The following is a 26,110-nucleotide window of genomic DNA, read 5'->3' as shown; positions in this document are numbered from 1 at the left end:
CGCGCGTATTATACGCTGAAAACCTCATTGACTTGAAGTTATGATTTCCATCGTACGGATTTATCAAACAATTTTCTTTTTCAATAAGTTGCAAAATGTTTATGTATAAGATTTATACAGTGTTTCAGCGTATATTTTTCTATCTTTATTCCTAAAATTAGAAAACAAACCAGAATTTCTGCAATTTTCAATATGAATTTTAGGCTAGACTCGCTCAATATTTAACTCACGAAGATGAAGTAATCATGACTTATAAAGATGAAACCTTAGCAATCCATGCCGGTTATTCACCAGAAGCAACCACAAAAGCTGTGGCGGTTCCTATTTATCAAACTACTTCTTATGCATTTGATAACACACAACACGGTGCCGATCTTTTTGATTTAAAAGTTCAGGGTAATATTTATACCCGTATTATGAACCCGACCACTGCTGTACTTGAGCAACGCCTTGCTGCACTCGAAGGTGGAATTGGTGCTTTAGCTCTAGCTTCTGGAATGGCAGCAATTACTTACTCAATTCAGACGATTACCGAAGCTGGAGACAATATTGCTTCAGTCTCAACTTTATATGGCGGAACGTATAATCTATTTGCCCATACCTTACCAAAACAAGGCATTGAAGTTCGCTTTTTTGATTATCAAAAACCTGAAAGCTTACGTAATTTAATTGATGATAAAACTAAACTTGTTTTTGTTGAGTCAATTGGTAACCCGCTCGGAAATATCATCGATTTAGAAGAAATTTCAAAAATCGCACATGAATATGGTGTACCCGTCATTGTCGATAACACCGTTGCCACCCCTGCTTTATTAAAACCATTTGAATATGGTGCCGATATCGTCATTCATTCACTTACTAAATATATCGGTGGACACGGCAATAGCATTGGTGGAGCAATTGTAGATAGCGGTAAATTCCCTTGGGGTAAATATCCAGAACGTTTTAAAGTTTTGAATACACCAGACCCAAGCTATCACGGGGTTAATTATGTCGAAGCTTTAGGTGAGGCTGCCTATATAGCACGAGCTCGCGTTGTGCCATTACGCAATACAGGCGCAGCTATTAGCCCGCTCAGTGTTTTTTTAATTTTACAGGGTCTCGAAACTCTAAACTTACGCATTGAACGTCATACTGAAAATGCTCAGAAAATTGCGGAATATTTGCAAAACCATCCGAAAGTAAAATGGGTCAATTACGCAGGTCTAAAAGATCATCCACAGCATCAGCTTGCTCAAAAATATGTAAAAGGTAAACCTTCTGCAATTTTATCTTTCGGCGTACAAGATGGTCTCGAAGGCGGCACTCGATTCATCGATGCTCTTCAATTATTTACTCGTCTCGTAAATATTGGTGATGCAAAAAGTTTGGCGTGTCATCCTGCAACGACGACTCATCGCCAGCTCAATGAACAAGAACTTAAATCTGCTGGTGTAAGCGAAGATATGGTACGTCTTTCAATTGGAATTGAGCATATTGATGACTTAATTGCCGATTTAGACCAAGCACTTTCAGCTGTATAACTTTTAAACCACTCAACAAGCCTCTGAAAATAGAGGCTTTTTTATTTACCTTTATTCAAATTCAGATGAAGTCTGCATTCATCGACAATAATAATTTGATCCATTCGCACAAGACAGATAATTCAAAGCAAAGAATGAGAAATAAATCTAGTCCGATAGGTGCTAGGACTAAGCCCTACACAATTTCTAAACCGAGTCCGGAAAGTGACAGGAGAATTAAAACCACAGCTTAAAGCAATGTCTTCAATGGATTGTGAGGATGTCTCCAGTAACTCTTGAGCCCGTTGTATACGCATGGTAAGCAGCCACTGTAATGGTGTAGTTCCAATCTGATCGCGGAAACGTCGTGCGAATGTTCTTGGGCTCATATTTGCTTTATAAGCAAGTAATTTAATATCAATTTCTTCATTCAAATGTGCCCTCACCCATTCCAGTACTGGAGCCAAACTATCACGAGTCTCTGGTAATTCATGTTGAATAAACTGTGCTTGCCCTCCCTCACGATTTAAGGGAGCTACGGCAAGCTTTGCAGCATGAGCAGCCACTGTTTGACCATAATCCCGACGCACAAGATGTAAACACATATCCAGTCCAGATGAGGCTCCGGCTGAAGTTATAAGACGTCCTTCATCAATGAACAGTACATTTGGGTCGACCTTGATCTTGGGGTATCGAAGAGCCAACTCCTCTGCAAGAACCCAATGGGTTGTAGCTCGATATCCATCAAGAAGTCCGGTTTCTGCTAGAACAAATGCCCCGGAACAAATTGAAGCAATTCTTGCTCCTTTTTTCCACGCTTTGAGAATGGCTGTCAGTACCTTGGGTTTAAGAGTCTTTTTAGGATCTTTAATACCGGGAATAATAATAGTGTCTGCATCAATAAGATGATCAAGCCCAAAATGTGCATGAAGTGTAAATGCCCCTGTATTTACATGCTCTGCTTCACCACAAACTTTTACACAGTACCCCGCCTCACCATTTAATAACCGTACGAAGCCAAAGGCCTCACATGGAATACCCAAGTCAAATGGGATGAAATCATGCAAAGCAAGAATAGCTATCGTATGCATGGATAAAGGCTCTATTAATAAACTTTTCTTATTTTGGCAGATATCAAATTGGCAGTAAATGAACGATTATTGTCATTCCTGCCACTCATAACAATAGGTTAATACTGACAGAATTACCCGTAGTAATTTTTATGTCAAAACTATGAATGGAAAAACTATTCCCTCAGCTCAGCTTGTCTATTTTCAAAATATAGAATGAATAGTTATCTCCCCCCCATTCTTAGTATCGATAAATTAAATCTTCAAATGGGCTAAATACGGATCAATAAATATGGCTAATCCGAAGGCACACAATATTACTCAATTTCAAAAATTGAAATTTTTTTCATTATTAGAGACAGTTTCTCTACTGCTATTGGTTGCTGTTGCAGTACCTTTAAAATATTTTAATGGATGGGATACAGGTGTTCATTTTATGGGGCCTATCCACGGACTTACTTTTTTTACTTATATCTGGTTCGCAGTACAAACCATAGCTGATAGTAAATGGACACCATTAGAAATATTAAGATTAGTAGTGATTACGCTCATCCCGTTCGGTGTTTACTTCAATTTATCATTTATAAAAAATAAAATAGCTAAGTTAGATGAAGCTCAATCATCATGATAGAGCTTTTTACAACCTTAAGCCCATGGCTAAAAGCTATACATATAGTCTCAATGACCATTTTTATAAGTGGCGTTCTTACCGCTTCGATGTCACTTAAAATAGAGTTTGATATTAACGAGAATATACGTATTCCTATCTGGGCTGAGCGTGAGTACCGATGGGATCAAATTATGACGACCCCAGCTCTCTTCATTACTTTTGCGTCTGGTTTAATATTAGCAATTAACGGCCAATGGTTTAGCTCTAAATGGCTACCTGCAAAAATTGTATTTGTACTTATTTTGGCAGCTATCCATGGCTTTCAAGCTAAACTTTTACGACAAATCGCAAATGGTATAAATGTTAGAAAAAAACAGGCAACACTGATTATCTTTATCTGTACTATTTCAATTATCGTTCTTGCCATTATTAAGCCATAACCTTACTGTTTATTCTTTAGCCAATAAAAATGTATTAAACAATTATCATATTATTCAGAAGATTAGGATAAAGAATGAAATATTCCAACCTCCACTTTAGAGTTTTTACTCTAAATAAATTGTTAAATTTCATATATTTACAGACTAGACAATTTTTAAACATCTATTAAGATAATAGCCATATTTATGAGTTCATTTGGATGAACCTACGGTTGTAAAAAATAAAAATTACATACCGGAATAAATAATCCCTGCCCCTACTTAGGTAAAATGCTGTGAATAAAAAATTAGAAGCTCTGTTCCAGGAAAAGGTACAAGATAAAGTCATTTTAGTGACAGGCGCCTCGAGTGGAATCGGATTAACGATTTCAAATAAGCTTGCTGATGCTGGTGCCCATGTTTTACTGGTTGCCCGTACTCAAGAAACTTTGGAAGAAGTGAAAGCAGATATTGAAAGTCGTGGCGGTAAGGCATCAATTTTCCCGTGTGATCTCAACGATATGGACATGATTGATCAAGTGTCTAAAGAAATTCTAGCAACCGTTGATCACATTGATATTTTAATTAATAACGCAGGCCGCTCTATTCGCCGTGCCGTACATGAGTCTTATGATCGTTTTCATGACTTTGAACGCACCATGCAATTAAATTATTTTGGCGCAGTACGCCTAGTTCTTAATATTTTGCCGCATATGATTCAGCGTAAAGATGGGCAAATTATTAATATTAGCTCGATTGGTGTGTTAGCAAATGCGACTCGCTTTTCTGCTTATGTTGCATCTAAAGCAGCGCTTGATGCATTTAGCCGCTGTCTATCGGCTGAAGTTCATGCGCACAAAATCGCGATTACTTCAATTTATATGCCATTAGTTCGTACCCCAATGATTGCACCGACTAAAATTTATAAATATGTACCAACACTTTCACCTGAGCAGGCTGCTGACTTAATTGCTTATGCAATTGTGAAACGCCCGAAACGTATGGCAACTAACTTAGGCCGCTTAGCTTCAATGACATATTCCGTTGCACCGGGCATTAACAATATGTTTATGTCGATTGGTTTCCGGTTATTCCCAAGTTCAGATGCCGCAAAAGGTGAAAAAACCGAGAAATTAAACTGGGCACAAAAAGCTTATGCACGAATCTTCCCAGGTGAACACTGGTAATTTTGAGTTGATGCCATAGTAAAAAAAGCGCCTCAAATAAGGCGCTTTTTTTAATTAAAGAGCTTATTAGTCAAGAAACTGAACATGCCCTGTTTTTACATCGTAAATTGCACCCACCACTACAATGTCACCTCTCTCAACCATATCTTTGAGCACACTACTGTTATTAATAATGTACTGGATGTTGTAGTGAACATTCATTGCGGTCACTTGGCTAATAAAAGCATTACCTAATTCACGTGGCTGCATAATGTCATATACGCTATCAACCGAATGCATTAATGGCCCAAGCACATATTGAATGTGTGGCATTTCCTTTACATCAGACACTTGCTTTTGTTCTAGACGCAATTGGCATGCACTCGTCACAGCACCGCAATCTGTATGTCCTAAAACCACAATTACTTTAGAACCTTTAGCCTGACAAGCAAACTCAAGAGAACCCAGTACTTTTTGCCCAGCAATATTACCTGCAATTCGTAAGCTAAACAGATCACCAATACCCACATCAAAAATCATTTCGGTAGGTGCACGTGAATCCATACAACCAAGCACTGCTGCGATCGGATGCTGCCCTTCATCTGCAGTAACACGAATTTGTCGATAAATATCTCGTTGTAGACGTTCATTTTTTACAAAACGTTCGTTCCCTTCTTTAAGTAAGTTGACGACCTGTTGAGGACTCAGCTTTTGTTGCAAATCATGTGTACTAATATCAATATCAAGTACTGCATCATCAACGTCTTGATAGTGCTGTTTGAACCCGACCAGTTTAAGATTTACTTGGCGTTTAATGGCCGTTTCACTTTGATAATCTTGAATAACTTGATAGATATCAGGATCGATCGAATCACATTGAGTCGCGTCAATAATGAGTTGCTGATGTTTATGCACATGTTCCAATGCTGAAATAAGCGCAGAACGATTAAGAAAGGTTACTTGTGATGGGAGTTCAATACGAGTCACTACGCCATGCAAGCGCTTCTCTCTATAAACACGAATACCTTTATTAAAGTTACCATAGAGAATAAAAGCACTACTGGTGAACAGACCAATTAAAATTCCCATTAAAAGATCGGTCAGTAAAATTGCAACCAAGGTAATAATAAAAGGTAAGAACTGTTTCCAACCTTTTTGATAAAGCTGTTTAAAGAGTTTTGGATGGGTCAGCTTAAAACCTGTCACGATTAAGATCGCAGCCAATGCAGATAGAGGAATCATGTTCATTAATGGCACGAAGAACAAAACCGCTAGCAGCAACAATACACCATGAATAATAGTAGAGCATTTGCTACGCGCACCTGTATTTGCATTTACCGAACTACGTACAATCACTGAGGTCACCGGCATTCCACCAATTAAGCCAGAAATGATGTTACCTGTACCTTGTGCCCAGAGTTCACGGTTAGGAGGAGAAGAGCGTTTTTGAGGATCGATTTTATCTGCAGCTTCCAGATTCAATAATGTTTCTAAAGATGCCACGACAGCCAGAGTAATTGCCCCTGTGTAAATCATAGGCTCAGCTAAATAGCTAAAATCAGGAAAAATTAATACATCTTCAGGTGCTTGTAAGATATTCGGTAACTGAATGAGATTATCAATTTGCACTGCCCATGCAGAGCCAATACTCACTAAAACAAAATTTAAAACTGCTGCGAGCACAACCGCAATCAATGCCGAAGGTAAAGCTAGTTTTTTGAGGGGGCTACTATCCCACGCTAAAATTAAGAATAAACTGAGCAAACCAATCAGTGCAGCTCCGCCATCAAAACGCTGTAGAAATGCATCTGGGGTTGATGTCCAAACCTGTTTCAATGAAAAATCAGAAAGTCCAAACAGATAAGGCAATTGTGTCGCAATCAGGATGACACCAATAGCGGCTAGTAATCCTAAGATGACATTATTTGGAATAAAGTTGGCAAAAAAACCTAACTTGAATAAGCCAAATAGAATTTGCAGGACACCAGCAAAAATAATACATAATAAAAAGGCGGCATAATTGCCGCCTAGTTGTTCTAACTGTACAAGAATGACGGCAGTCAGCCCTGCCGCTGGGCCTGCAACGCTAATGTGGGAACCACTTAGCAAACCTACGATAATACCGCCCACAATACCTGCAATAATACCTGAGATGATGGGAGCACCTGAGGCTAAAGCGATACCCAAGCACAGCGGTAATGCCACAAGGAATACGACGACTCCAGATAAGAGGTCTTTTAAATGAAATCTATTTTTCAGGTTTAAAACCGACATAAAACAACCATTTATAATAAAAAGAAATAAGCAAAGTTGTACTATTACAGCCTGAAAGTGAGTAAATGCTTCAAGGCTCGGTTGATGATGTCGAACAACTGAATATCATTAAAGTTTAGTTATGCTATAACGTTGTATATTTAATTGTGTATTTAACAACGATTTGTTGATCTTAAGATTCACCTCATCTTTACGACTGCGATTTTTTCCTTAATCGCTCTTTCATACCGATTAGAAATAATGATTCGCCAATAAAAAAGCCCCCGATTGGAGGCCTTTTTATTAATTAAAGACGCTTATTTAGAGCCTTTAATCCCTGCTTGTAGCAACAACGCACCTAAACCACCAATTTTTTGTTCTTGAGGTTTCTCTTGCTTGGCGCGCTGAGGACGTTCAGTTTGATCTTTACGCGGTTGAGGACGTTTACCTTGAGGCTTACGTTCAAAACGTTGCTCTGTATTTTGTTCACGGCGTGGTGGACGCTGAGCTTTTACAGGTGCAGAACCTTCAGCACGCATACTTAAGTTGACGCGGTTACGTTCAACATCAACCTGCATAACACGTACTTGTACAATCTGGCCCGGTTTTACAACTTTATGTGGATCAGATACAAATTCATTTGCAAGTTCAGAAATATGAACTAAACCATCCTGATGCACACCAATATCAACAAAGGCACCAAAGTTTGTGACATTAGTGATCACACCTTCAAGTTGCATACCTTCTGTCAATTGACCAACTTCAGTAATATCTTCACGGAATTTAGCAGTACGGAACTCTGGACGTGGGTCACGACCTGGTTTTTCAAGTTCAGCTAAAACATCTTGAATTGTTGGTAAACCAAATTTGTCATCAACAAATTCATCAGCTTTTACTTGGCGAATGATTTCAGTATTACCGATGATGTCTTTAACAGTAGTTGCTTTTGCTGCAACAATTTTCTCAACAAGGCCATAACTTTCAGGGTGAACTGAAGAAGCATCTAAAGGTTCAGAACCATTTTGAATACGTAAGAAACCAGCTGCTTGTTCAAAAGTACGATCACCTAAACGCGGTACGCTTTTCAACGCTTGACGATTGTCAAAACGGCCATGCTCTTTGCGGTATTCAACAATCTGTTGAGCAATTGCTTTGTTTAAACCAGCAATATAAGCCAAGATTGCTGGTGAAGCGGTATTTACATCAACACCTACAGCATTCACACAGTCTTCTACCACTGCATCAAGTGTTTTTGCCAAACCAGTCTGGTTCACATCGTGTTGATATTGACCCACACCAATTGATTTCGGATCAATCTTAACAAGTTCAGCAAGTGGATCTTGTAAACGGCGAGCAATAGAAACTGCACCACGAATTGAAACGTCAAGCTCTGGAAGTTCCGCCGATGCAAGTTCACTTGCAGAGTAAACAGATGCACCCGCTTCACTTACAGTGATTCGTGTTAAATTCAGATCAGTATTCGCAGCCATCATTTCAGCAACAACAGCTTCTGTTTCACGGCTAGCTGTACCATTACCAATTGCAATGAGCTCTACGTTATATTCACGGCATAGACGTGCAAGTTCAGCAATTGAACCTTCTTTATCATCTTTAGGTGCAAATGGATAAATCGTGCTGTGAGCAAGTACATCACCTGCATCGCTGATCACTGCTAGTTTCACACCTGTACGAATACCAGGGTCAACACCCAAAGTCGTACGGCTGCCTGCTGGCGCTGACAATAATAAATGACGAAGATTTTCAGCAAATACTTGCATTGCTTCTGCTTCAGCAGTAAGACGCTTTTCTGTTAATAATGAATGTTCGATTTGAGGACGAATCTTGCCTAACCAGAATAATTTTGCAGTTTGCTTTAAGAAATCCTGACGTGCTTGAGGTTGAATTTGCTCAAGGTTGTATTCAGTTTCAATACGTGCCAATGGCGCATCATCTTCACCATCTACTTTCAAACCCAATACGTTTTCTTGACGACCACGTAACATCGCTAATAAACGATGTGAAGGTAATTTGTTTAGACCTTCGGAGAACTCAAAGTAATCACGGAATTTTTTACCAACTTCTTTCTTTTCTTCAGATGCAACTGCACTTTTTAAAACCGCAGTTTTTGCAAAAGTTGTTTTTAATTCTGTAGTAAGTGAAATATTTTGTGCCCAGTCATCAATCAAAATATGCTGAATCGCATCTAACTGACTCTCAACGTCTGGATAGTCTTCATGACTGAATCCAGCCAATGCTTCTGTCGGGTCAACTTGTTCTGCAATAATTTTTTCAGCAATTGGTCCTAAACCTGCTTCTTTTGCTTTAAAAGATTTACTTGTACGCTTAGGGCGATACGGTGCATAAATTTCTTCTAAAGCATTTTTTGTTTCGGCTGCATTCACCCGCGCCAACAAGTCATCACTCAATTTATTCTGTTCTTGCAATGACTGAATAACCTTTTCACGGCGCTCATATAAATCACGTAAATACGCTAAACGAGTATCTAATTGGCGTAACTGCGTATCATCTAAACCTTGTGTTACTTCTTTACGGTAACGGGCAATAAATGGAACACTGGCACCTTCATCAATTAAGCGGATGGCAGCTTCTACTTGGTTTGGACGTACGGCAAGCTCACTTGCCAACTGCTGAACTAAGTCAGTCATCGTGTTTGATCCCACAAGGATAAAGTTTAAAAGCACTGATTATAAAGACCAAGCCCATAAAATCCACACTTGTTTGCGTATTCAAAACGTTTTTTTGTATTGACTCTGAATATTTATAGTTTTTACGACTACTAGAGCACATAAAAACAGGAGTTCAACTATGAAAAAGTTGAGGCTGAGCTCTGTTTTTTAATCTTTATAAAATATAAACGTAGACCTTATGTCATGAAAGTGACAAAATTTTATTATAAATTATGAGAAAATGATCATATTGATACATTCCTCAAAAGCTAAAAACATAGCGATTCAACAAGGTTTTATTCGTCCAATCTTTTAACCAACCCAACCATCTGCTTACTTCAACAATTAAAAGCTTTATAACAACCAACTTGGTTTACCTAAAATAACTTATTTGAAACAATTAGTTATTACTATTTAATTATTAAAAATTTATCAAATATTTAAGTATTTGTTTTTTTAGATCAGTCTTTGCTAAATTATGAGCTTAAGATGTTGTTTTTTGGTTTCAAACTACCTTGAAAATTGTAATTTTGAGCAAATTGATACATAGTCTTAACAAGAACATCAGCATTATACTGAGGGCTTGTTGGCAATAAGCCTCACCGACCCAATAATATATAAATTATGACTTTAAAGGGAGTACATCATGAGTTTAGTTGTACCTGCTGAACATCCTGAAACCGTACACAACGAAACGGATCGTGTCGAACGTATTTTAGTGGTCGATGACGATGTGCGTTTACGTACCCTCTTGCAACGTTTTTTGGAAGATAAAGGCTTTGTTGTAAAAACTGCCCACGATGCTTCGCAAATGGACCGTCTATTACAACGTGAGTTATTTTCACTTATCGTACTCGACTTTATGTTGCCAGTTGAAGATGGTTTGAGTATTTGCCGTCGTTTACGCCAATCAAATATTGATACACCAATCATCATGCTCACAGCGCGCGGTAGCGATTCAGACCGTATTGCAGGTCTTGAAGCTGGTGCAGACGATTACCTGCCAAAACCATTTAATCCAAATGAACTTTTAGCCCGTATCCGTGCTGTATTACGTCGCCAAGTTCGTGAAGTTCCTGGTGCTCCAAGCCAACAAGTTGAAGTTGTAAGCTTTGGTCCATGGTCTCTAGACTTGTCTACCCGCACACTAACACGCGAAGGACAAATCGTTACCTTAACGACTGGTGAATTTGCAGTATTAAAAGCATTGGTACAACACCCACGTGAACCATTAACGCGCGATAAACTCATGAATTTAGCTCGTGGCCGTGAATGGGGTGCAATGGAACGTTCAATTGACGTTCAAGTCTCTCGCCTACGTCGTTTAATTGAAGATAATCCTGCACGTGCACGTTATATCCAAACGGTATGGGGCGTGGGTTATGTATTTGTTCCAGATGGTGCGGAATAAGTTTGAGATAAAATAGAGTGAGTTTAGATCCAATCGCGCCACAAAACTTTACTGATTACGCTACCTACTCAGAACGGAAACGAACTCGGTGGGAACGTTTTCTCGACAAAATTAAGCCACGCTCTGCTGCCATGCGTACCACTATTCTGGTACTGCTGGTGGTGTTCTTTAGCTTATTTATGTCGTTATGGTTCTTTTGGCGCACTCTTTACTTACCTGAAATTCAACAACACGCGCGTTATCTTGCAGTTGAACTCGAGCTCGTCAACAATCCGGATATACGAATTTTTCATCGCGAAAATGAAGTCGATGTTGATGAGTGGTTACGTAATCGGGTTGGAATTGAATACATTACCAATCCCAAAGAATATCCAAGTGTCCGCGATAAAGTAATTGCTGAGTTTTTTACTAATCAAATCGAACAAAAACTGGCAAATGAGATTGGGGCTAAGGATGTTACGGTTTACTTCCAGTTTAAGCCTAGCCCACGTATTTGGATTCAAACACCTGAAATGCATGGGAACTGGGTTCGTGAACCTTTAAAAACCTATGCAAACTACAGTCCTGAACTTTTAATTGGTTGGGTCGTTGGTGTTCCTCTACTATCAGCTATCATTATTTTGATTCTAGTCAGACAAATGAACCGCCCTTTGCGTCGTTTGCAAAATGCTGCCAATGAATATAGTAAGTCAGGGACAGCGCCTTACCTAGATACCAATCATGGTCCATTAGAAATTCGACAGGTGAACCAAGCCTTTAACCGCATGGTCTATACACTCGATCAAACCGAGCGTGAACGACGTATTATGTTGGCTGGTATCTCTCATGATTTGCGAACGCCTTTAACTCGTATTCGTTTAACAGCAGAAATGCTACCTGATGAGTTCTTACGTGAAGGTCTGGTCTATGACGTAGATGATATGGACGCAATTCTTAATCAGTTCATTTCGTATATGCGCGATGGTTCAGATGAAGAGTTGAAAGACACCAATATCAATATGCTTTTGCAAGAACTTGTTGTGCAATTTAAACCACTTGATATTCAATTTGAGATGCAGGATGTGCCCATTATTCCGGCACGTAGCCTTTCTTTAAAACGACTTATTGCGAACCTGATTAATAATGCAAAACGCTATGGTGCTGAACCTATAGATCTCAGTGCAAAAGTTGAAAATGAAAATATTTTAATTACTGTTGCCGATCATGGTGAAGGTATTCCACCAGATCAAATTGAAGAATTAATGCAGCCCTTTGTCCGCGGAGACGCCGCAAGAACGATCCAAGGGAGTGGACTTGGATTGGCTATTGTCAAACGTATTGTCGATATTCATCATGGTGAAATTCAAATTCACAACCGTGAACAAGGCGGTTTAGAAGTTATTATTTCTTTACCGATCCCAAAATCAGTCCCTGAAGAAAATAGCTCGATCAATCCATTAGAAAAAATAAAACAAACTTTGAGTGAGCGCTTTTAATTTAACCAGTTGGTTATTAAAAGCCTCATTTTAAAGATAAATAAAAGCGATAAAAATCAATTAAATAAAAACCATAAATATAATTTATACCACCATTTATTTACAAAATTAGACCTTAGCCTAACACCTATGCACTTTTCAATTTTTCATAGCTAAAATCCCGTATGTTTTGACAATTCTGAGGATGTCCAATGTCTTTAAGTCGTATTCGCCTAGCTTCTCTTCATGACAAGGTCATCAGTGCTGAACAAGCTGCGCAATTCATCGAAGATGGAATGACTGTAGGTATGAGTGGTTTTACTCGTGCTGGTGAAGCTAAAGCTGTTCCACAAGCACTTGTAGAACTTGCAAAGAAAAATCCGTTAAAAATCACGTTAATTACGGGTGCCAGCTTAGGTAATGACTTAGACAAACAACTCACGGAAGCAGGTGTTTTATCTCGTCGTATGCCATTCCAAGTGGACAACACTTTACGTCGTGCCATTAACAATGGCGAAGTTATGTTTATTGATCAACATTTGTCTGAAACTGTTGAACAAATGCGTAACCAACAGCTTAAACGTCCTGATGTTGCGGTAATTGAAGCAATTGCAATTACTGAAGATGGCGGCATTATTCCAACAACTTCTGTAGGTAACTCTGCAAGTTTCGCTATTTTTGCCGAGAAAGTTATTGTTGAAATCAACACATCTTTAAGCGAAAGCTTTGAAGGTTTGCACGATATCTACATCCCAACTTACCGCCCAACACGTACTCCAATTCCATTAACAAAAGTGGATGAGCGTATTGGTACATCAGCAATCCAAATCGATCCTGCAAAGATTGTCGGTATTGTATTTAACGACACTCACGATTCACCATCAACGGTAACTCCGCCAGATGATGAAACTCAAGGCATTGCAAATCACCTCATTGCTTTCTTTAATAAAGAAGTTGCTGAAGGTCGCTTACCAAAGAGCCTTGGTCCATTACAAGCGGGTATCGGTTCTATTGCAAATGCGGTATTAACTGGCTTAAAAGATTCTGACTTTGAAGATCTCATCATGTACTCAGAAGTATTACAAGACTGTACTTTTGAACTCATTGATGCAGGCAAAATGAAATTTGCTTCTGGTAGCTCAATTACACTTTCTGCAAAATGTGGCGAGAAAGTTTTTGGCAATATCGAAGCTTACAAAGACAAATTAGTACTTCGTCCACAAGAAATTTCTAACCACCCTGAACTGGTTCGCCGTTTAGGTATAATCGGCATTAACACTGCGCTTGAGTTTGATATTTACGGCAACGTGAACTCAACTCACGTATGTGGCACAAAAATGATGAACGGTATTGGCGGTTCTGGTGACTTCGCTCGTAATGCTCACTTAGCAATCTTTGTGACCAAATCAATTGCTAAAGGCGGCGATATCTCTTCTATCGTGCCAATGGTGAGCCATGTTGACCACAGTGAACATGATGTTGATATTTTAGTGACAGAACAAGGTTTAGCAGACTTACGCGGTTTGGCGCCTCGTGAACGCGCTCGCGCTGTTATCGACAATTGTGTACACCCACTTTATCGTGATGCATTAAATGATTACTTTGATCGTGCATGTGCTAAAGGTGGACACACTCCTCATTTACTTCGTGAAGCGTTGTCTTGGCATGCAAACTTCGAAGAAACTGGTCAAATGCTTCAAGCAGCACCAGTTGCAAAATCAGCTTAAATAACTGGTTGAATTAAAGCACTCCTAAGGGAGTGCTTTTTTATTTGTGTAAATTATTAATAAACACTGCTCAAGCCCGAGTTTTTATTTTATCTTTTGAGTACATCAAAACAAAAAGTAGAAATCCATATGTTTATCATTCGTCAATTTACAAATGCGGATCTGGAAGATGTCGTCATTTTATGGGAAAGCTGCGGCCTGACTCGACCTTGGAATAATCCTGAAACGGATATTTTTAGAAAAGTCTCACAACAAGATGATTTGTTTCTAGTTGCGATTAAAGATGAGCAACTGATTGGTACGCTTATGGGTGGCTATGACGGCCATAGAGGCTGGATTAATTATTTGGCTGTTCACCCCCACCAACAACGCTTAGGGATAGCTACAGCCCTTGTTCAGCAGCTTGAAAAGCGGCTGATTGCGCGAGGCTGCCCAAAACTTCAATTATTGGTGCGTAAAGATAATTTGAATGTACTGAATTTTTATGAACAACTCGGCTATTACGAAGTAGAAGCGGTATGTTTAGGAAAACGTCTAATTAACGATAGTTCACATGATTAGAGCCTTATTTATTATCATTTTGGCATAACACAGAAAATAAACTGAGTTTGGGGATAAGTAAGTGTCCTTGTGGATAAATCTCATTTTACCCACAAGTAAGAAAATGGTTTGTTCAGATAAACAATAGGCATGAAAAAAGCCTCATACGTTATGTATGAGGCTTTTTCGAATATGGTGGCGAGACCCAGGATCGAACTGGGGACACACGGATTTTCAATCCGTTGCTCTACCTACTGAGCTATCACGCCGTTGGCCTGTATTAAGCCGCATCTCAGAACAATAGTCAACAATTATCCTGAGTTTTTGATTTAACTGAGTATTTTTTATACTTAAAAAAAATCCCTGATGGGATCAGGGATTGAAAACACAAATAATGGTGGCGAGACCCAGGATCGAACTGGGGACACACGGATTTTCAATCCGTTGCTCTACCTACTGAGCTATCACGCCGAAGTGGGCGTATTAAACAATGTTTATATGACCACGTCAAGCAACTTCCGTATTTTTTGTAACAAGTGATTATTTTTAAATCACCATCACATACGGACTAGGCTGTTAATGATGTAATTTACCAATATGAGCCAAACAACGATGAATTGCGCCGCAGCCCGGCTCAAAAATTTTAACGCCTTTTGACTCTTCTATACGACAAGCTTCTTCAACCAAGCGCTCAGCTACCCCACGACCACGGTTAGCAGGGTGAACAACAATATATTCAAGGACCTTGCTTTCGCCTTGTCCTGAAGACCAGATTGCACCTATAATTTTGGTGTTAAATTCAGCAGTGTATAGCGTGGTATACTGTTGTAAATCTTGTTCAAGTTGTTCAATCGCATCGTGCCCGTCACCAAACTCCGGACTTGTATCATACAAACGCTCAAGCTGATCGCGGATCTCTGAATTATCTAGAGAACTATAAGCATGTACGGTAATAGGCATTGATTAACCCTCCTGAGCAAACTATGATGCTGTCACGAATTCGTCACAGCGAAATTGTCGTTAACATCCAATCATTTTTGACGTTTTTTGAGGAACGTGTCCATGACGCAACGTATCAGTGAAGTGGTTAGAAATACCAATGAAACCAAAATTCGAGTTCGATTAAATCTCGACGGTACTGGTCAAGGCACACTAAACACTGGAGTTCCATTTTTAGACCATATGATTGATCAAATCAAGCGACATGGCTTATTTGATATCGATATTCATTGTGACGGAGACCTCGAGATTGATGATCACCACACCGTAGAAGACTGTGGAATCACGCTTGGACAAGCTTTTGCACAAGCTTTAGGCGATAAAAAAGGTTTAAAACGCTATGGTCATTTTTATGCTCCATTAGATGAAGCTTTATCTCGCGTTGTTGTAGATTTATCTGGTCGTCCGGGTTTATTCATGGATATTCCATTTACTCGTGCACGCATCGGTACCTTTGATGTCGATTTATTCTCTGAGTTTTTCCAAGGTTTCGTAAACCATGCGCTTATGACCTTACACATTGATAATTTGAAAGGTAAAAATAGCCACCATCAAATTGAAAGTGTGTTCAAAGCACTAGCTCGTGCTTTACGTATGGCATGTGAAGTTGATCCACGTGCAGAAAACACGATTGCATCGACAAAAGGTAGCCTCTAATGACACGTATCGCGTTACTTGATTATGGCATGGGCAATCTACACTCAGCAGCTAAAGCACTTGAGCATGTGGGCGCTACAGTCGATGTGACCAATGATCCAAAATTAATTGCACAAGCCGACAAAATAGTTTTTCCGGGCGTTGGTGCAATGCGTGACTGCATGCAAGGCATGCGTGAAGCAGGTATTGATGAAGTCGTACGTAAAGCTGCTTTTAATAAGCCAGTTCTTGCGATTTGTGTAGGTATGCAAGCATTACTACAAAGTTCCGAGGAAAATGGCGGTGTAGACGCACTCGGTATTTTTGACGGTGTAGTAAAGCACTTCCCTCAAATGGAAGGTTTAAAAGTACCACACATGGGCTGGAACCAAGTTCACCAAATGGACCCAAGCCATCCAATGTGGAACAACATCGAACAAGATGCTCGCTTCTACTTTGTACATAGCTACTACGTCGAACCAAAAGATGAAAGCGTTATGGCTGCGACTTGTGAGTATGGTGTGAACTTCTGCACAGCGATTCACAAAGATAATTTATTCGCGACCCAATTCCACCCAGAGAAAAGTCATACTGCTGGTTTGCAGTTACTTAAAAACTTTGTGGAATGGAATATTTAATCTGATTTAAAACTGAAAAAGATCAGGTCTAGATGACCTGATCTTTTTTTATTTACAATAATAACTAATCATTTATAGAATGATGTTTTATTCAACAAAATATTGAATATTTATACTATTAAATAAAACCAAATGATCAGGAAAACAAAATGAATTCACCTTTCGAAAACCAGCCACTTCAACAAGATTCCCCTTTTAAAGCTAATGGTCGTTTTGGACGACTCTCTTATGCTGCTTGGACATTCTTATTTTCACTCGTCATCGGCATCGTTGTTGTTGCCATCGCATTCACTTTTGGATTTACATCTAGTCAGGAACTAACAGGCCTTTCTACAGCAGGCATGATTGTTATCGCCATTCTTTATATTGTCTGCCTCTATGTAAGCTTTGTATTTACAATTCGCCGTTTGCATGACCGCAATAATACAGGATGGCTATCATTGCTGATGCTTATCCCTTTCGTAAACCTCATTTTTATGATTTATCTCTTTGCGGCAAAAGGTACAGAGGGCAATAATGATTACGGCCCGCAGCGCCCTACCCCTGGTTGGGAACGCGTTTTAGGCTGGATTTATATTATCCTGATTCCGCTTGCTTTTGTTTTTGCTATTGTTGCCACAATCATGGCTCCGACCTATGAAGGTTATGTTGAAAAAAGCGAAAGCGTTGTCATTGGTACACCGTCTCAGTCTCAATAATTTTTAAAGACTGTCATAAAGCCTAGTTCTCTAGGCTTTATTCATATATAAAGCTAATAGCTCAATTCTTTTGTACGCTGTTAAATATGTCCGAAGCCTCTCCCCTCCTTGATAAAGCCTCTATTCAGCAGCTCCCTCCTTTTGAAAATCTTCACTATCAAAATATTGTCGTGATTGAAAATATTGAGCAATGCAAAACTATTGAAGAAGAATTAAAAAACGCTGTAGTTTTGGGCTTTGATTCTGAATCTAAACCGACTTTTCGGGTAGGTGAAGTCTCGACAGGTCCACATTTGATTCAGCTTGCCACAGCAAAAAAAGCCTATTTATTTCATGTAAATTCATCAACTTTAAAATTTTTACAGCCCATTTTGTCTAACTCTCAGCAAATTAAAGTTGGCTTTGGCCTTAAAAATGACAAACACATTTTTCATAAAAAAGGCATTGAGCTGGAAAGTTGTGTCGATCTAGCTAAAAGCTTTAGTCACTTTGGTTTTACCCAGCAAATGGGGGTTCAAAAAGCGATTGCACTACTATTTGGGCAGTATCTTGCAAAGTCGAAAAAAGTTGGAACTTCAAATTGGGCACGAAAGCCACTTACATCACAACAAATAAGCTACGCTGCCGCCGATGCGTATGCAGCATTATTGGTATTTGAAGAGCTCAGAAAGCAAGAACTATTACCTGCTCACATTTCACAAACGATTCAAACCGCACTTCAAACGTAAAGTTATAAAAGTCTTTTCTAAGGCTTAGCGATTGATCAATACTTTGCTAAGATGTGCACAATTTCATAATCATGATGAAGCAAGGAGCGGAAGCATGCTAATCATTCCAGCAATTGACCTGAAAGATGGTAAATGTGTGCGTTTAAAACAAGGGCGTATGGAAGACGATACCGTTTTCTCTGACGATCCAGTTGCAACTGCCCAGCATTGGGTAAATGAAGGCGCACGTCGTTTGCATTTGGTTGATTTGAATGGCGCTTTCGCAGGTACCCCAATTCATAAGCCTGTTGTTGAAGCAATTGCTAAAGCTCAGCCAGAATTACCAATTCAAATTGGTGGTGGTATTCGCTCACTAGAGACTATCGAACACTACTTAGAAGCTGGCGTGACTTTTGTCATTATTGGTACTAAAGCAGTTCAAGAGCCTGAATTTGTAGAAGAAGCTTGTAAGCGCTTTGCTGGCCACATCATTGTTGGTATTGATGCCATGAATGGTATGGTTGCAACTGACGGCTGGGCAAACGTTACTGACGTTAAAGCAACTGATTTAGCAAAACGTTTTGCAGATGCAGGCGTGTCTAGCATTGTTTATACAGACATTGCGCGTGACGGTATGATGCAAGGGGTAAACGTTGAGCAGACTGTAAACTTGGCTCAATACTCAGGTTTACCAGTGATTGCTTCAGGTGGCGTAACTAACCTTGATGACGTTCGTAACTTAAAAGGCAAACCGGGCATTTTAGGTGCAATCACAGGTCGTGCAATTTATGAAGGCACTCTAAACCTTCGTGAAGCTCAGCTTTTGTTAGATGAAAACCGTCTTTAATTTTTAAGATGTAAAAAAAGAGCCTGTTTAGGCTCTTTTTTATTTCTTAATAATCTTTAATTTAATAACTTTTCTAAATCAATCACCTCATCTGCAAGCTCCATTGCATAAGGTGAATGCGTAATCATAATCACTGATGGAACGACCTGCTGAATATATTTAAGTATATTTTTTGCAGTACCTACATCTAAAGCTGCAGTCGGTTCATCTAAGATTATGAGTTGAGGACGAGCCAAAAGACCTCGAAGAATACAAATTCTTTGCTTTTCTCCTCCTGAAAAATTCTTATAAATTTCAGTTAGATCATCATCGAGCGTTAATTGATGTTTTTTCAAAATATGCAATAAATTAAACTGCTCAAGCATCTGAAGTAAGTAAGAATCTTCATATATATGCTGAGAGTTATAGACCAAATTCTCTCTTAAAGAATAAGGAAAAATAACTGGCTGCTGTGCAACATAAATGACCTCATTAAAAATAGGTTTGGAAAAATTATGGCTAATATCAATGCTTTTATACAAAAGCTGTCCTGATTGAATCTGGTATACCCCCATTAAATAATTCATCAGCGAGGTCTTACCTAGCCCTGTTTGCCCAATCACGACATATGTTTTATTGGCTAATATTGTTAAATTAAATTGATCTACTGCTCTTTTCCCTAATAAAAATTTAGCGTTTATAAATTGGAAGAGGACTTCAGAATGTTGAATAGCAGAAGAAGTATATTGTTCTTTCTTAAGATTAAAATACTGTCGGTATTTTGCTAAGGCCACAAAGTTTCCATTTAAGCGCATCAAGCTTTGAGAAACAGCCAAAAATGGATTAGTGAGTTGAATAATATAAGTACTTATCAATACGAAAGCACCCGGAGTTAATTGCTTTTCAGTTGAAAGAAATACGGTAAATAACATAAAAATAAGTAAGAATAAGAAAATCATGAACAATTGAGAAATCATCAACAATCCTATTTTCTTATTCCTATCTTTAGCTGTTGTAATGGATAAATTGAGCGTTTCATTAAACTTCGATAACTGAAACGGTACTGCATTTTTCACTTTAATTTCATAAGAGTTGGATATCTGATGTATCAAATGGCTATTCACCTGATTATCTTTTTGGTACATCGCATCGAATAGTGAACTACTTGTTTTATTTATATGAAAGGAAACTAGGAAAATAATGATAGCTATTAATAAAAAGCTAATACTAAAGACTAGGCTAATGGTCGTAAATAGAACTGCAAAAATCATCGCCAATTGAAAAATAATTGGCCCCAAATGAAGAAGTAACGTTAAATTAATCTCACCAAAAGCAGAACTTCCTCTTGCGAGATCACTGATTACTGTTCCAGCTTCAATTTGATCTTGTTCATCTTTTTTAAGATTTAAATAATTTTTTAAACCTGCAAAAATTAATGCTCCTTTGAAATCAACCATCAAATAAGCACTAAAAATATTTTGCGTCCAATGGCATAACTCATTCACCAACCATGCAGTCGCATAGGCAAGTACGAGTAGATATAAAAAATTAAATGGGAGTTGAATAGTGAGGAAAAAGTTATATTCGTGTGCAGAATAGTCGATAATAATTTTCAGCAGGTATGGCAACAATGTTGTAAAGAATGCTGAAAACATCACTAATAAAAACATGAGAAACATACTACTCTTCTGTTTCTTATAATTTTCTTTAGAAACCTGCCATATAAATTTATAGTTCTGAATATCTTGCGAACTTAATAAAAATTTCATTTCTGTATCTTTTTTCTATTAAAACGAGTTAAAATAATTTCACTACACAAGAAATATTATAACTTGCCTTATTTATTGTTCTTCTTATTTTTTTGTTTAGAATTAAACTTACAAATTTTTAAATAAGAGAAATTCTTTATATAAAATTTAATAACTCATGTGATTTTATAAAGACTTTAAAATCAATACACCACATTACGAATAAACTTAAGTACTTGGTTACCACTATTGATATAGGTGTAAGTCACTGAACTAGCATATATAAATGAAGAGCCAGCAACGATAGTTTTTGAGCTATCCGCAAATTGTATGGTCAACTCACCTTCTAATACATAAATAAGCTCTTGCCATCCTTCCGGGTCTGCTTCAGCAACATAAGACTCCCCCACTGCCAATGACCACGTCCAAAGCTCAACTTGCGAACGCGATGGAACTGAAGCCAAAAAAGTCGCCCTGCTTTCTTCTTTTTCACCTTGCCAAGCCAGTGCATTGACCAAAGCTTGTTCTTTATGCTCAGGTGCACTCACAATCGTTCTAAAATCCACACCCAACACCGCCGCAATTGCATCGAGTTTAGCTAAGCTAATATTGACCTGCCCTGTTTCCAAAGCTGCGATTGTCCGTCTGCTCACCCCTGCCTGATCGGCCAAGTCCTGTTGGCTTAAATCTCGTTCATCTCTTAAAGAACGAATGTTTGTGCCGACATGCTGTAAAACGGTACTGGACTGGCTCATAAATTAACGCAGCAAATAAAATATGAGCAATATATTGCACAAAATAGAAGAATAGCGCAATATGTGCAGTATATTGCACAATTCTTTCTAATTTGAATATGTCACCAATTTCTTTGAGTTCAAGCAAAGCCCCACAGTTAGCACTCGTTTTGATTACGATCATTTGGGGTGGAACATTCCTTACCGTGCAATATGCACTGAATTTTTCATCGCCTATGTTTTTTGTCGGCTGCCGCTTTGCTGTCGCGGCGCTTACCTTGCTGCTTATTTCTTTCAAGAGTATGAAAGGCGTTACTTTAAAAGATTTAGGTGCTGGCAGCACGATTGGTCTTGTAATTGCGGCAGGTTATGGCACACAGACGATTGGTCTTCAAACCATTCCAAGTAGTGAGTCAGCTTTTTTAACAGCGCTTTATGTTCCGCTTGTACCTATTTTAATGTGGCTCATCTTTAGAAAAGTTCCACACATCATGACTTGGGTGGGAGCAGTCCTTGCTTTTGCTGGCCTTATTTTATTGACAGGTAATGGTTTCGAACAAATCTCTTTAAATTTTGGACAGCTTGTAACAGTACTCGGATCACTTGCGATTGCTTTAGAAATTATTTTTATTAGTTACTTTGCTGGAAAAGTAAATTTACGTCGCGTCACCGTCATTCAACTCGGTGTAGCCTCTCTGGTTTCTTTTGCCATTATGCCTGTGGTGGGTGAACATACAATTCCTGCATTTTCATGGCCACTTGTACTCCTTGCTGTTGCATTAGGTTTAGCAAGTGCACTGATTCAATTTGTGATGAACTGGGCTCAACGTATGGTTGATCCTTCCCGTGCTGCAATTATCTATGCAGGAGAACCTGTTTGGGCAGGAATTATTGGTCGAATTGCGGGTGAGCGTTTACCAGTTATTGCTCTTTTGGGTGGTGCTTTAGTGGTATTAGGTGTTTTAGTGAGTGAGTTAAAACTTAAGTTACCCATTAAAAAAACTAAAAGAATTCGAGAATAAAAAAGAGAGCTTAATGCTCTCTTTTTTATCTATTATTTTTTCTTCAATGAAATACAAGGCTGGTAGTACTCAACCGTTGGCATTGGATCATAAAAGGGATGGAGCAATGCTTTCCATTCCTGATAAGCATCAGACTTTCTAAACCCTTCTGTATGATTTTCAATCTCATCCCAAGAGATCATTAAAATATAATGATGTGGGTCAGTTGCCTGTCTAATGAGTTGGACAGCATTGAAGCCCTCCATTGGATAAACAATATGTTTCGCCTGCTCAAAAGCCTCAAGAAATGCTTCACTTTGCCCAGACTTTATACTCAAATGCACATATTCAATAATCATGATTTATTGATACATCGGTCGGTTATCATTTAAAGCAATCAAGCCGCGAATTGCACGATATACAATCCAGATCCACGCAGCACCAATTACACCCACACAAAATACGGTCGATGAGATTGCAACACCTGCAAACAGGTCAGTATTTTCACCTGTAAAGAACAAGAAAATAAACGGCAGAAAGGCAATAATATTCCAAGCGAGATACCACCAGAATGTTCGGATTTGCCATGTAAAGTGGCTCGCAAAAATTGAGCCTTGCACATCGGAACGTTTTACATAGTTAATAATTAAAGCAATAACCGCAAGTAAGCCGCCTGTAAAAATAGCGACAATATAAAGTACATATAAAATAAGCGTTAAAGTACGATTTGGATCTTGGTCGATAGAACTATTCATTTTTATACCTCTCAAGTTTAATAAAACAATTTACTTTTATGAGCCCCGCAACACATTTAAGGGAGAAATTAGCCACAAAATCAAAAGTAAATGAAGGAATATGGTACAAAAATAAATCTTACGGAATGGTTGTTTTTGTGTTTTATGTCTCAGTTTTTGTTGTGCCCACCATGCAGCAGGCCAGCCTCCTAAAAAGCTGACAATGTGCAATGTTTGCTCAGGCACACGGCGATTACCCAATTGTGCAGCTTCTTTATCTTGTGAATATAGCCAGTAACTCAGCACATTCATCATTAAAATAAACAATAAGGTATAGGCTGGTAAAATATGGATAAAACTCATAATTCCCATTAAAACGAAATAAAACACGATCCCCATTTGCATTGCAGACCATGGACTGGCTTGAAAAGAAGATTGTGTTTTTACTGGTTTTGATGTTTTACGAGTTTGAGATGCTTTTAAATAAGTGACCTGCTGGGCACGAAAGCGGCCTTGCTCATCGAGAATAATCAGATATTCCAGTGCACAGCCAATAATTGGCCGAGGACCGGGGCGTGCAAAATCTTTAATATGCAAAAAGACTCGCTCTTTTTCAGCATCATCTGGCTGAATAAAACCATAACCTTTTTCGTCGAACCATTCGACTAATCGCCCCTGATCTCGCATCTTTATTCCCTTTTATGCTTTTACATGACTTAAACGGTCTTGCATCATTGCTCGCATTTCCTGCGGGTCTTTTTGCAAAATGTCATCGCCGGTACGTCCTTCTTCTTTATTTTTTTGAGCAACTTGCAAACGCATTGACCAAAAACGGCATGCTGCCATTGCCAAGAATACATCTAAACACTCAAGTTCATCTGAAGTAAGCACACGAACTTTTTGGTATGCCGCTAAGTAAGCTGCGACTTTGTCTGAGTTTAAATGCGCTGCTGGATATTCGGTACAAAAATCATTAATGGTAATCGCAATATCAAACAGTAATTCATCTTGATTTAATTCGTAAAAATCTAAAATACCTTGTAATTGCTCACCTTCAAACAACGTATTGTCACGGAACAAATCGGAGTGAATAAAACCTGTTGGTCGGTTTGAATACTGCGCTGTTTTAGTATTAAAAGCTTGATATACCTGCTCAAGTAACGTTTGGTCTTCTTGAGTCATATTTGGTTTAAGCTGTTCTGCAACACCTGTCCAGTATTGATGATCACGTCTATATTCACGCTCAAGTGGAAAATCTTGTAAAGCCACATGCAGCTTGGCCTGTGCATCTGCAATCGCTGCAACTTGCGCTACTGTCGTTTGCATGGGATGGTCACCCATGAGACGTGGTGCAATCTGTGCAGGCTTGTCTGCAATAACATGAACCGCTTGTCCGCTATGTTTTAACGGCACTGCAACGGGTACATCATGAGTCCCCAATTGTTCAAGAACAGGAATGAGTTCACCTGCCCCTTGTGCATCTAACTCTTCAAATACAGTCAATACATATTGTTTGCGGTTTACATCAACCAGAAAATAATTGGTGTTTTGAATACCTCCCTGAATTGGGTTCAGCTCCAACACCTCTAATCCATAAGGTGCAGCAAAGGTGCGAACTTCATCTAAACTCAACGGGGTATAAACCGACATGGAAAACCTGCAAAAAACATCTGTGAAGTTTGATAGAATACCTCTTCCCTCCATGAAGGTGTAGCGCCTGTGTAGGAACTTTCACCAACGGCGATTATTTTTGGAAAAAGCTATGCTTGCTAAACGTATTATTCCTTGCCTAGACGTTGATAACGGACGCGTAGTTAAAGGCGTTCAATTCCTCGATATTCGTGATGCTGGCGACCCTGTTGAAGTGGCACGTCGCTATAACGAACAAGGTGCAGACGAAATTACTTTCTTAGACATTACCGCTACACATCATGGACGCGATACCACTTACCGTACTGTTGAACGTATGGCCGAGACCGTATTTGTGCCATTAACTGTCGGTGGTGGTGTACGTAAGGTTGAGGATATTCGTGCGTTATTAAATGCAGGTGCAGACAAAGTGAGTATTAACTCTGCTGCCGTATTTAATCCAGAATTTGTTCAAGAAGCTTCACAGCACTTTGGCGCGCAATGTATTGTGGTTGCGATTGATGCCAAAAAAACTGGCGACAAAAAATGGGAAATCTTTACTCACGGTGGCCGTAAACCAACGGGTATTGATGCCATTGAATGGGCAGTACAGATGGCGGACTACGGTGCGGGTGAGTTACTCATTACCAGTATGGACGCCGATGGTATGAAAGCAGGTTACGACATTGCTTTAATGCGTGCCATTAATGACCGCGTTACCATTCCAACCATTGCTTCAGGCGGTGTAGGTAACTTACAACACCTTGCAGACGGTATTTTACAAGGTGGTGCAGATGCAGTATTGGCAGCAAGTATTTTCCACTTTGGCCAATATACCATTCCAGAAGCTAAACAATATTTAGCTGATCAAGGCATCGAAATGCGCTTGTAAGCTTATTAATATTTAAAGGGGCGATATGC

At 39.0% G+C, this 26,110-nt stretch carries 26 protein-coding genes and 2 tRNA genes; 16 read left to right on the top strand and 12 right to left on the bottom strand.

Going from position 1 to position 26,110, the window contains the following annotated elements; all coding sequences use genetic code 11:
* Nucleotides 1-245 precede the first annotated feature (245 nt).
* Entirely contained in the window at nt 246-1,523 is a 1,278-nt protein-coding gene (locus tag K6I41_RS01375; protein WP_250375074.1) for an O-acetylhomoserine aminocarboxypropyltransferase/cysteine synthase family protein, read from the top strand.
* Between the two features lie 122 nt (nt 1,524-1,645).
* Here the strand turns inward: K6I41_RS01375 and K6I41_RS01370 are convergent, their stop codons facing one another.
* Nucleotides 1,646-2,593 carry a GlxA family transcriptional regulator gene (locus K6I41_RS01370; RefSeq protein WP_250375073.1) on the bottom strand — a complete coding sequence of 316 codons (948 nt, stop codon included), beginning with the start codon at nt 2,591-2,593 and terminating at the stop codon, nt 1,646-1,648.
* Nucleotides 2,594-2,864: 271 nt separating this feature from the next.
* Between K6I41_RS01370 and K6I41_RS01365 the strand changes: the two genes are divergently transcribed.
* From K6I41_RS01365 to K6I41_RS01355, 3 genes are all read left to right on the top strand, one after another.
* Nucleotides 2,865-3,200 carry a DUF3817 domain-containing protein gene (locus K6I41_RS01365; protein WP_151988696.1) on the top strand — a complete coding sequence of 112 codons (336 nt, stop codon included), beginning with the start codon at nt 2,865-2,867 and terminating at the stop codon, nt 3,198-3,200.
* Complete coding sequence (locus K6I41_RS01360; protein ID WP_151766978.1) at nt 3,197-3,622, top strand: CopD family protein; 426 nt, start codon at nt 3,197-3,199, stop codon at nt 3,620-3,622. The genes K6I41_RS01365 and K6I41_RS01360 overlap by 4 nt, the downstream gene beginning before the upstream one ends.
* Before the next feature lie 275 nt (nt 3,623-3,897).
* Nucleotides 3,898-4,788: an SDR family NAD(P)-dependent oxidoreductase gene (locus K6I41_RS01355; protein WP_005300894.1), complete on the top strand. Its 891-nt coding sequence runs from the start codon at nt 3,898-3,900 to the stop codon at nt 4,786-4,788.
* 66 nt (nt 4,789-4,854) lie between these two features.
* Here the strand turns inward: K6I41_RS01355 and K6I41_RS01350 are convergent, their stop codons facing one another.
* Both K6I41_RS01350 and K6I41_RS01345 read right to left on the bottom strand, forming a co-directional pair.
* Nucleotides 4,855-7,041 carry a bifunctional SulP family inorganic anion transporter/carbonic anhydrase gene (locus K6I41_RS01350; protein WP_107880537.1) on the bottom strand — a complete coding sequence of 729 codons (2,187 nt, stop codon included), beginning with the start codon at nt 7,039-7,041 and terminating at the stop codon, nt 4,855-4,857.
* A gap of 296 nt (nt 7,042-7,337) precedes the next feature.
* Nucleotides 7,338-9,686, bottom strand: a complete 2,349-nt coding sequence (locus K6I41_RS01345; RefSeq protein ID WP_250375072.1) for a Tex family protein — start codon at nt 9,684-9,686, stop codon at nt 7,338-7,340.
* Nucleotides 9,687-10,353: 667 nt separating this feature from the next.
* Here K6I41_RS01345 and ompR point away from each other — a divergent pair.
* The 5 genes from ompR (at nt 10,354) to K6I41_RS01320 (ending at nt 14,860) form a co-directional block, all read left to right on the top strand.
* Nucleotides 10,354-11,118, top strand: coding sequence for an osmolarity response regulator transcription factor OmpR (gene ompR / locus K6I41_RS01340; protein ID WP_000060753.1), 765 nt, complete (start codon nt 10,354-10,356; stop codon nt 11,116-11,118).
* A 17-nt stretch (nt 11,119-11,135) separates the two neighbouring features.
* The gene (locus tag K6I41_RS01335) at nt 11,136-12,593 is read left to right on the top strand and encodes an ATP-binding protein (RefSeq protein ID WP_005300883.1); all 1,458 of its coding nucleotides are present in this window, start codon (nt 11,136-11,138) and stop codon (nt 12,591-12,593) included.
* A 36-nt stretch (nt 12,594-12,629) separates the two neighbouring features.
* Nucleotides 12,630-12,749, top strand: a complete 120-nt coding sequence (locus tag K6I41_RS01330; protein WP_144733065.1) for a hypothetical protein — start codon at nt 12,630-12,632, stop codon at nt 12,747-12,749.
* A 35-nt stretch (nt 12,750-12,784) separates the two neighbouring features.
* Nucleotides 12,785-14,299 carry a succinyl-CoA:acetate CoA-transferase ScpC gene (scpC, locus tag K6I41_RS01325; protein ID WP_005044101.1) on the top strand — a complete coding sequence of 505 codons (1,515 nt, stop codon included), beginning with the start codon at nt 12,785-12,787 and terminating at the stop codon, nt 14,297-14,299.
* Between the two features lie 129 nt (nt 14,300-14,428).
* On the top strand, nt 14,429-14,860 hold the full coding sequence (locus K6I41_RS01320) for a GNAT family acetyltransferase (RefSeq protein WP_250375071.1): 432 nt from the start codon (nt 14,429-14,431) through the stop codon (nt 14,858-14,860).
* Between the two features lie 172 nt (nt 14,861-15,032).
* On the opposite strand, the gene K6I41_RS01315 is transcribed toward K6I41_RS01320, so the two are convergent.
* From K6I41_RS01315 to K6I41_RS01305, 3 genes are all read right to left on the bottom strand, one after another.
* Nucleotides 15,033-15,108, bottom strand: a tRNA-Phe gene (locus K6I41_RS01315).
* A 126-nt stretch (nt 15,109-15,234) separates the two neighbouring features.
* Nucleotides 15,235-15,310: transfer RNA gene (locus tag K6I41_RS01310), tRNA-Phe, on the bottom strand.
* A gap of 105 nt (nt 15,311-15,415) precedes the next feature.
* Nucleotides 15,416-15,799, bottom strand: coding sequence for a GNAT family N-acetyltransferase (locus K6I41_RS01305; protein ID WP_004789887.1), 384 nt, complete (start codon nt 15,797-15,799; stop codon nt 15,416-15,418).
* A gap of 102 nt (nt 15,800-15,901) precedes the next feature.
* Between K6I41_RS01305 and hisB the strand changes: the two genes are divergently transcribed.
* The 5 genes from hisB to hisA all read left to right on the top strand — a co-directional run bounded on the left by hisB (nt 15,902) and on the right by hisA (nt 19,364).
* Entirely contained in the window at nt 15,902-16,495 is a 594-nt protein-coding gene (hisB, locus tag K6I41_RS01300; protein WP_002116767.1) for an imidazoleglycerol-phosphate dehydratase HisB, read from the top strand.
* The gene (gene hisH, locus K6I41_RS01295) at nt 16,495-17,112 is read left to right on the top strand and encodes an imidazole glycerol phosphate synthase subunit HisH (protein ID WP_250375070.1); all 618 of its coding nucleotides are present in this window, start codon (nt 16,495-16,497) and stop codon (nt 17,110-17,112) included. The genes hisB and hisH overlap by 1 nt, the downstream gene beginning before the upstream one ends.
* 149 nt (nt 17,113-17,261) lie before the next feature.
* The gene (locus K6I41_RS01290) at nt 17,262-17,810 is read left to right on the top strand and encodes a DUF805 domain-containing protein (RefSeq protein ID WP_151988698.1); all 549 of its coding nucleotides are present in this window, start codon (nt 17,262-17,264) and stop codon (nt 17,808-17,810) included.
* Between the two features lie 86 nt (nt 17,811-17,896).
* Complete coding sequence (locus K6I41_RS01285; protein WP_250375069.1) at nt 17,897-18,538, top strand: 3'-5' exonuclease; 642 nt, start codon at nt 17,897-17,899, stop codon at nt 18,536-18,538.
* 94 nt (nt 18,539-18,632) lie between these two features.
* Complete coding sequence (gene hisA / locus K6I41_RS01280) at nt 18,633-19,364, top strand: 1-(5-phosphoribosyl)-5-[(5-phosphoribosylamino)methylideneamino]imidazole-4-carboxamide isomerase (RefSeq protein ID WP_002052186.1); 732 nt, start codon at nt 18,633-18,635, stop codon at nt 19,362-19,364.
* Nucleotides 19,365-19,420: 56 nt separating this feature from the next.
* Here hisA and K6I41_RS01275 read toward each other — a convergent pair whose 3' ends face one another.
* Both K6I41_RS01275 and K6I41_RS01270 read right to left on the bottom strand, forming a co-directional pair.
* Complete coding sequence (locus K6I41_RS01275; RefSeq protein WP_151766975.1) at nt 19,421-21,112, bottom strand: ATP-binding cassette domain-containing protein; 1,692 nt, start codon at nt 21,110-21,112, stop codon at nt 19,421-19,423.
* Between the two features lie 182 nt (nt 21,113-21,294).
* Nucleotides 21,295-21,846, bottom strand: a complete 552-nt coding sequence (locus K6I41_RS01270) for a helix-turn-helix domain-containing protein (RefSeq protein WP_005300869.1) — start codon at nt 21,844-21,846, stop codon at nt 21,295-21,297.
* A 98-nt stretch (nt 21,847-21,944) separates the two neighbouring features.
* Between K6I41_RS01270 and K6I41_RS01265 the strand changes: the two genes are divergently transcribed.
* Complete coding sequence (locus K6I41_RS01265; RefSeq protein ID WP_151766973.1) at nt 21,945-22,847, top strand: DMT family transporter; 903 nt, start codon at nt 21,945-21,947, stop codon at nt 22,845-22,847.
* Between the two features lie 32 nt (nt 22,848-22,879).
* Here K6I41_RS01265 and K6I41_RS01260 read toward each other — a convergent pair whose 3' ends face one another.
* The 4 genes from K6I41_RS01260 to K6I41_RS01245 are packed head-to-tail and all read right to left on the bottom strand — an operon-like array spanning nt 22,880 to nt 25,210.
* A complete protein-coding gene (locus tag K6I41_RS01260; RefSeq protein ID WP_250375068.1) occupies nt 22,880-23,185 on the bottom strand; it encodes an antibiotic biosynthesis monooxygenase family protein in 306 nt (101 codons plus the stop codon).
* 3 nt (nt 23,186-23,188) lie between these two features.
* Nucleotides 23,189-23,581 (bottom strand): DUF4870 family protein, encoded by a 393-nt coding sequence (locus K6I41_RS01255; RefSeq protein ID WP_005300857.1) that lies wholly within the window; start codon nt 23,579-23,581, stop codon nt 23,189-23,191.
* Between the two features lie 36 nt (nt 23,582-23,617).
* Entirely contained in the window at nt 23,618-24,247 is a 630-nt protein-coding gene (locus tag K6I41_RS01250; protein WP_005300854.1) for a DUF1294 domain-containing protein, read from the bottom strand.
* A 12-nt stretch (nt 24,248-24,259) separates the two neighbouring features.
* Entirely contained in the window at nt 24,260-25,210 is a 951-nt protein-coding gene (locus tag K6I41_RS01245) for a homoserine kinase (protein WP_049837474.1), read from the bottom strand.
* A 112-nt stretch (nt 25,211-25,322) separates the two neighbouring features.
* Here K6I41_RS01245 and hisF point away from each other — a divergent pair, with 112 nt between their 5' ends.
* Entirely contained in the window at nt 25,323-26,081 is a 759-nt protein-coding gene (hisF, locus tag K6I41_RS01240; RefSeq protein WP_250375067.1) for an imidazole glycerol phosphate synthase subunit HisF, read from the top strand.
* Nucleotides 26,082-26,110: the final 29 nt, after the last annotated feature.

The organism is Acinetobacter sp. AS23, assembly GCF_023612055.1.
GTDB classification, from domain to species: domain Bacteria; phylum Pseudomonadota; class Gammaproteobacteria; order Pseudomonadales; family Moraxellaceae; genus Acinetobacter; species Acinetobacter oleivorans.
The sequence above is the reverse complement of the archived record's forward strand: the minus strand, read 5'-3'. Positions and strand labels throughout refer to the sequence as shown.

What these genes read in the sequence shown, in the direction of transcription:
- K6I41_RS01260 (WP_250375068.1), bottom strand. Translation starts at nt 23,185, where the DNA reads ATGATTATTGAATATGTGCATTTGAGTATAAAGTCTGGGCAAAGTGAA.
- K6I41_RS01365 (WP_151988696.1), top strand. Translation starts at nt 2,865, where the DNA reads ATGGCTAATCCGAAGGCACACAATATTACTCAATTTCAAAAATTGAAA.
- K6I41_RS01255 (WP_005300857.1), bottom strand. Translation starts at nt 23,581, where the DNA reads ATGAATAGTTCTATCGACCAAGATCCAAATCGTACTTTAACGCTTATT.
- K6I41_RS01250 (WP_005300854.1), bottom strand. Translation starts at nt 24,247, where the DNA reads ATGCGAGATCAGGGGCGATTAGTCGAATGGTTCGACGAAAAAGGTTAT.
- K6I41_RS01270 (WP_005300869.1), bottom strand. Translation starts at nt 21,846, where the DNA reads ATGAGCCAGTCCAGTACCGTTTTACAGCATGTCGGCACAAACATTCGT.
- K6I41_RS01350 (WP_107880537.1), bottom strand. Translation starts at nt 7,041, where the DNA reads ATGTCGGTTTTAAACCTGAAAAATAGATTTCATTTAAAAGACCTCTTA.
- K6I41_RS01290 (WP_151988698.1), top strand. Translation starts at nt 17,262, where the DNA reads ATGAATTCACCTTTCGAAAACCAGCCACTTCAACAAGATTCCCCTTTT.
- K6I41_RS01305 (WP_004789887.1), bottom strand. Translation starts at nt 15,799, where the DNA reads ATGCCTATTACCGTACATGCTTATAGTTCTCTAGATAATTCAGAGATC.
- hisF (WP_250375067.1), top strand. Translation starts at nt 25,323, where the DNA reads ATGCTTGCTAAACGTATTATTCCTTGCCTAGACGTTGATAACGGACGC.
- ompR (WP_000060753.1), top strand. Translation starts at nt 10,354, where the DNA reads ATGAGTTTAGTTGTACCTGCTGAACATCCTGAAACCGTACACAACGAA.
- K6I41_RS01345 (WP_250375072.1), bottom strand. Translation starts at nt 9,686, where the DNA reads ATGACTGACTTAGTTCAGCAGTTGGCAAGTGAGCTTGCCGTACGTCCA.
- K6I41_RS01320 (WP_250375071.1), top strand. Translation starts at nt 14,429, where the DNA reads ATGTTTATCATTCGTCAATTTACAAATGCGGATCTGGAAGATGTCGTC.
- K6I41_RS01370 (WP_250375073.1), bottom strand. Translation starts at nt 2,593, where the DNA reads ATGCATACGATAGCTATTCTTGCTTTGCATGATTTCATCCCATTTGAC.
- K6I41_RS01375 (WP_250375074.1), top strand. Translation starts at nt 246, where the DNA reads ATGACTTATAAAGATGAAACCTTAGCAATCCATGCCGGTTATTCACCA.
- K6I41_RS01360 (WP_151766978.1), top strand. Translation starts at nt 3,197, where the DNA reads ATGATAGAGCTTTTTACAACCTTAAGCCCATGGCTAAAAGCTATACAT.
- hisH (WP_250375070.1), top strand. Translation starts at nt 16,495, where the DNA reads ATGACACGTATCGCGTTACTTGATTATGGCATGGGCAATCTACACTCA.
- hisA (WP_002052186.1), top strand. Translation starts at nt 18,633, where the DNA reads ATGCTAATCATTCCAGCAATTGACCTGAAAGATGGTAAATGTGTGCGT.
- K6I41_RS01285 (WP_250375069.1), top strand. Translation starts at nt 17,897, where the DNA reads ATGTCCGAAGCCTCTCCCCTCCTTGATAAAGCCTCTATTCAGCAGCTC.
- hisB (WP_002116767.1), top strand. Translation starts at nt 15,902, where the DNA reads ATGACGCAACGTATCAGTGAAGTGGTTAGAAATACCAATGAAACCAAA.
- K6I41_RS01275 (WP_151766975.1), bottom strand. Translation starts at nt 21,112, where the DNA reads ATGAAATTTTTATTAAGTTCGCAAGATATTCAGAACTATAAATTTATA.
- scpC (WP_005044101.1), top strand. Translation starts at nt 12,785, where the DNA reads ATGTCTTTAAGTCGTATTCGCCTAGCTTCTCTTCATGACAAGGTCATC.
- K6I41_RS01265 (WP_151766973.1), top strand. Translation starts at nt 21,945, where the DNA reads ATGTCACCAATTTCTTTGAGTTCAAGCAAAGCCCCACAGTTAGCACTC.
- K6I41_RS01245 (WP_049837474.1), bottom strand. Translation starts at nt 25,210, where the DNA reads ATGTCGGTTTATACCCCGTTGAGTTTAGATGAAGTTCGCACCTTTGCT.